Annotated in this window: 2 protein-coding genes and 1 pseudogene; 2 read left to right on the forward strand and 1 reads right to left on the reverse strand. The window is 72.5% G+C overall.

The window, feature by feature from the left end:
• Nucleotides 1-730, forward strand: a pseudogene (locus tag B7767_RS21770) (TerD family protein); the annotation flags it as partial.
• A 17-nt stretch (nt 731-747) separates the two neighbouring features.
• Here the strand turns inward: B7767_RS21770 and B7767_RS21775 are convergent.
• Nucleotides 748-1,224, reverse strand: coding sequence for a DUF1203 domain-containing protein (locus B7767_RS21775; protein ID WP_085573684.1), 477 nt, complete (start codon nt 1,222-1,224; stop codon nt 748-750).
• Nucleotides 1,225-1,395: 171 nt separating this feature from the next.
• Between B7767_RS21775 and pepN the strand changes: the two genes are divergently transcribed.
• Nucleotides 1,396-3,975, forward strand: a complete 2,580-nt coding sequence (gene pepN, locus B7767_RS21780; protein ID WP_085573685.1) for an aminopeptidase N — start codon at nt 1,396-1,398, stop codon at nt 3,973-3,975.
• Nucleotides 3,976-4,015: the final 40 nt, after the last annotated feature.

Raw genomic sequence — 4,015 nt, forward strand, 5'->3', positions numbered from 1 at the left:
CCCGCAGCCGGCCCCCGTGGCCGCGCCCGCCCCCTTCCCCGCCGCCCCGGCCCCTCCTCCCCCGCCTCCCGGCACCGCTCCGGTCCCGTACACCTCCCCGGCCCCGTACGCCGCCCCGGTCCCGGCCGACGGCCCGGTCCCGGCCGCCGACCGCCTGGCGTCGGAACTGGCGCTCTCCTTCCCGCCGTTCACACACCAGGGCTCGGGCAAGCAGCGCGTCACCTGCCCGCCGAACCTGCCGCCCGGCGCCCGCGTGGTCGTCGAGATCGAGTGCAGGGACAGCATCTCGGTGCACATCGACTCCTGCGACGCGTACGGCCGCTCCGACCGGGACCTTCTGTCGTCGTACGAGGACGAGGTCCACGCCCGTACGTTCGCCACCGTCCCCGAGGACCGCCCGCTGTCCCTGCTGGTGCGCGCCGACACCCCCTGGACGCTGCGGGTGCTGCCGCTCGCCCACGCCCGGCGTCTGGTGCACGGCCTCGACGGCAGGGGCCCGGACCTGCTGGTGTACGAGGGTCCCGCGGGCGTGCTGTCCTTCACCCACCGGGGCAGCAGCAACTTCGCCGTCTGGCACTACTTCACCTCGCCCGACCCCGAGTGGCGGGGCGACGACGAGGACCTCCTCGTCAACGAGATCGGCCACCTCGACGTGCTGGCCCCCGTCCAGGCACCCGGCCTCCTGCGCATCGAGGCCGACGGCGCCTGGCGGGCCGGGGTGGGCGGCTGAGACGGCCCCGGAAAAGCTCAGCCCCGGCGCACCTCGTACAGGAAGCAGCCGTACTCCACGGCCCGTACGTGCACCAGCGCCACCTCGGGGTCGGCGAACGCCTCGGTGAGGGCGGGTCCGAAGTCCTCCGGGGCCTCGACGAGCCGGCCGCCCAGGATGCGGCCGTCGGCGGAGTAGCGGCGGAGCGTGCGGTGGGCGTTCGTGAAGGGGAGCTCTCCGCCCCCCGGGCCCGCGCACTCCTCGGCGTGGACGAAGACGGGGCCCTGTTCGTCGTAGGCACCGGGGTCCGCGCCCGTCTCCGCCGCCCAGCGGCGCAGCGGCGCGTAGGAGACGAGGGCGACCAGTTCTCCGGGGCGGCTGCGGCGCAGGCAGCAGCGGAGCGGGGCGCCGCCCTCGTCGTCGGTTCGGGGGACCGCCGGGCGGCCGGCGTCGTCGGTGACCAGCAGTTCGCGCAGGACCGGTGGCGGTACGGGACGTGCGGTGTGGATCGTCATGCCCCCACACTCGCGGCCGGCGCCCCTCACCACCGGCGGGTTCCGGACGTCGAGCCCACCCTCGCCCGCCGGACGACACAGGGGAATCCCCATGGTCCGGCTCGGTCGTCGCCTCATCCCGATGTCGCGTGGAAGGATGGCGCAACCCACACATATCGAGGAGATGACCGCGTGCCTGGCACAAACCTGACTCGCGAAGAGGCGCGGCAGCGGGCGAAGCTGCTGACCGTTGACTCGTACGAGATCGATCTCGACCTCTCCGGCGCGCAGGAGGGCGGCACCTACCGGTCCGTGACCACGGTGCGCTTCGACGTCGCCGAGGACGGCGACGGCGCGGAGTCCTTCATCGACCTGGTGGCCCCCACCGTGCACGAGGTGACCCTCAACGGGGACTCCCTCGACCCCGCCGAGGTCTTCGCGGACTCCCGCATCGCCCTGCCCGGCCTGCTGAAGGGCCGCAACATCCTCCGGGTGAGCGCCGACTGCGCGTACACCAACACGGGTGAGGGTCTGCACCGGTTCGTCGACCCGGTCGACGACCAGGCGTACCTGTACACCCAGTTCGAGGTGCCGGACGCCCGCCGCGTCTTCGCGAGCTTCGAGCAGCCCGACCTGAAGGCGACCTTCCAGTTCACCGTGAAGGCGCCGGAGGGCTGGACCGTCGTCTCCAACTCGCCCACGCCGGAACCGGCGGAGAACGTCTGGGCGTTCGAGCCGACCCCGCGCATCTCGTCGTACATCACGGCGCTGATCGTCGGCCCGTACCACTCCGTGCACAGCGTCTACGAGAAGGACGGCCAGTCCGTCCCGCTCGGCATCTACTGCCGCCCCTCGCTGGCCGAGTACCTCGACTCCGACGCGATCTTCGAGGTCACCCGGCAGGGCTTCGACTGGTTCCAGGAGAAGTTCGACTACGCGTACCCGTTCGCGAAGTACGACCAGCTCTTCGTGCCGGAGTTCAACGCGGGCGCGATGGAGAACGCGGGCGCGGTGACCATCCGCGACCAGTACGTCTTCCGGTCGAAGGTGACCGACGCGGCGTACGAGGGGCGCGCGGAGACCATCCTGCACGAGCTGGCCCACATGTGGTTCGGCGACCTGGTCACCATGGAGTGGTGGAACGACCTGTGGCTGAACGAGTCGTTCGCCACGTACACGTCCATCGCCTGCCAGGCCGCCGCGCCCGGTTCGCGCTGGCCGCACTCGTGGACGACGTTCGCGAACTCCATGAAGACCTGGGCCTACCGCCAGGACCAGCTTCCGTCCACGCACCCGATCATGGCGGACATCCGCGACCTGGACGACGTGCTCGTCAACTTCGACGGCATCACGTACGCCAAGGGCGCGTCCGTGCTGAAGCAGCTCGTCGCGTACGTCGGTGAGGACGAGTTCTTCCGGGGCGTGCAGGCGTACTTCAAGCGCCACGCCTACGGCAACACGCGCCTGTCCGACCTGCTGGGCGCGCTGGAGGAGGCCTCCGGACGCGACCTGAAGACGTGGTCGAAGCAGTGGCTGGAGACGGCCGGCATCAACGTGCTGCGCCCGGAGATCGAGACGGACGCCGACGGTGTCGTCACCTCCTTCGGCATCCGCCAGGAGGCCCCGGCGCTCCCGGCCGGCGCCAAGGGCGAGCCGACGCTGCGCCCGCACCGCATCGCGGTCGGCCTGTACGACCTCGACGAGGCGAGCGGCAAGCTGGTGCGCGGGAAGCGCGTGGAACTGGACGTGGACGGCGAGCTGACGGCCGTGCCGCAGCTCGTCGGCGAGCGCCGCCCGGCGGTGGTGCTCCTCAACGACGACGACCTGTCGTACGCCAAGGTCCGCCTGGACGAGGCCTCGCTGGCGTTCGTCACCGAGCACCTGGGCGACTTCGCGGAGTCCCTCCCGCGCGCCCTGTGCTGGGCCTCCGCCTGGGACATGACGCGGGACGCGGAGCTCGCCGCACGCGACTACCTGTCCCTGGTCCTGTCGGGCATCGGCAAGGAGTCCGACATCGGTGTCGTGCAGTCGCTGCACCGCCAGGTGAAGCTGGCGATCGACCTGTACGCGGACCCGAACGCCCGCGAGGCCCTGCTGGCCCGCTGGACCGACGCCACGCTGGCCCACCTGCGGTCCGCCGAGCCGGCGAGCGACCACCAGCTCGCGTGGGCGCGGGCGTTCGCGGCGACGGCCCGTACGCCGGAGCAGCTCGACCTGCTGGAGGGCCTGCTGGCCGGTACGCAGACCGTCGAGGGGCTGGCCGTGGACACGGAGCTGCGCTGGTCGTTCGTGCAGCGGCTGGCGGCGGTGGGCCGGTTCGACGAGGCGGAGATCGCGGACGAGTACGAGCGGGACAGGACGGCGGCCGGTGAGCGGCACGCCGCGACCGCCCGCGCGGCCCGCCCGACCGAGGAGGCCAAGGCGGAGGCGTGGGCCTCGGTCGTCGAGTCCGACAAGCTGCCGAACGCCGTCCAGGAGGCGGTCATCGCCGGCTTCGTCCAGACCGACCAGCGGGAGCTGCTGGCGCCGTACACGGACCGGTACTTCGAGGTGCTGGCGGACGTCTGGGAGTCCCGCTCGCACGAGATGGCCCAGCAGATCGCGGTCGGCCTCTACCCGACGGTCCAGGTCTCCGGCGAGACCCTCGACAAGACGGACGCCTGGCTGACCTCCGCCGAGCCGAACGCGGCCCTGCGCCGCCTGGTCTCGGAGTCCCGCGCGGGCGTGGAACGCGCCCTGCGCGCCCAGGCGGCGGACGCGGCGGCGTCCTAGCCGGTACGCGCGCCGGGGGCGCCCGGTGCCCGCACCGGGC

Source organism: Streptomyces sp. 13-12-16 (assembly GCF_002114215.1).
Taxonomy (GTDB): Bacteria; Actinomycetota; Actinomycetes; order Streptomycetales; family Streptomycetaceae; genus Streptomyces.